A 1,221-nucleotide genomic window follows, 5' to 3' on the forward strand; every position below is an offset into this window, starting at 1 on the left:
TGACCTGCCCCCAGTATTAACCACAATAATCAGTTAGTAATATCGGTTTGTTTATCTTCGTTTTTTCCATTTCGCCAGCCTGCTGCAAACTCCGCTGGCGTCAGATAATTCAGTGAGGAATGAGGCCGACACTCGTTATAGTCCTGCCGCCAGTCGTTAATGATTTTTCTGGCGTGAACAATATCGCTGAACCAGTGCTCATTCAGACATTCATCTCGAAATCGACCATTAAAGCTTTCGATAAACCCATTCTGTGTCGGCTTGCCCGGCTGAATAAGCCGAAGCTCAACGCCATGCTCAAAGGCCCACTGGTCCAGTGCCCGGCAGGTAAACTCTGGTCCCTGATCCGTTCTGATCGTTGCCGGATAGCCACGAAATAACGCAATGCTGTCCAGAATACGTGTGACCTGAATACCTGATATACCGAAGGCAGCAGTGACTGTCAGACATTCCTTCGTGAAATCATCGACGCAGGTCAGGCACTTGATCCTGCGTCCGGTAGCCAGTGCGTCCATGACGAAATCCATCGACCACGTCAGATTAGGAGCAGCAGGAAGAAGCAATGGAAGACGTTCTGTTGCCAGGCCTTTACGACGTCGTCTGCGCTTAACACCCAGGCCGCTGAGATGATAAAGGCGGTACACGCGCTTGTGATTAACACGCAGACCCTCTCGTCGCAGTAGTTGCCAGATACGACGGTAGCCAAAACGCCGGCGCTCAAGCGCCAGCTGAGTGATGCGCCCGGATAAATACGCATCAACCGCCGGACGCTGCCCCTCATAGCGGCAGGTCGACAGGGACAAACCCGTCAGCCTGCAGGCTCGACGTTGCGACAGACCCGTCGCTTTACACATCACTACAACAGCTTCCCGCTTGTGGTCTGTCGTCAGTACTTTCGGCCCAACGCTACCTGTAATGCTTCCTTATCCAGCATAGCTTCTGCAAGCAACTTCTTGAGACGGGCGTTCTCTTCTTCAAGCGACTTAAGGCGTTTTACTTCAGGGACTTCCATGCCACCAAACTTCTTACGCCAGGTGTAAAAGGTTGCGTCAGAAATAGCATGCTTACGGCAAAGCTCACGGGCGGAAATGCCAGCCTCGGCCTCGCGGAGAATACTGATGATCTGTTCGTCAGAAAAACGCTTCTTCATGGGGATGTCCTCACGTTGCTGATGAAGACATTACTAACATCGTCGTGTGTTAATCAATGGGGAGCAGGTCA

General features: G+C 51.8%; 1 protein-coding gene. It reads right to left on the reverse strand.

Translation table 11 applies throughout. The annotated features are described in order from the left end of the window. Positions 1-29 precede the first annotated feature (29 nt). Positions 30-1,150, reverse strand: a protein-coding gene (locus ABGA49_RS16060) for an IS3 family transposase (protein ID WP_088237302.1) whose coding sequence is annotated in 2 segments (ribosomal slippage) — positions 30-892 and positions 892-1,150 — 1,122 coding nt in all. Because the reading frame shifts where the segments join, the coding sequence is not laid out codon by codon here. Between the last annotated feature and the right edge of the window lie 71 nt (positions 1,151-1,221).

This window comes from Kosakonia sp. WA-90 (assembly GCF_039871955.1).
GTDB classification, from domain to species: Bacteria; Pseudomonadota; Gammaproteobacteria; order Enterobacterales; family Enterobacteriaceae; genus Kosakonia; species Kosakonia oryzendophytica.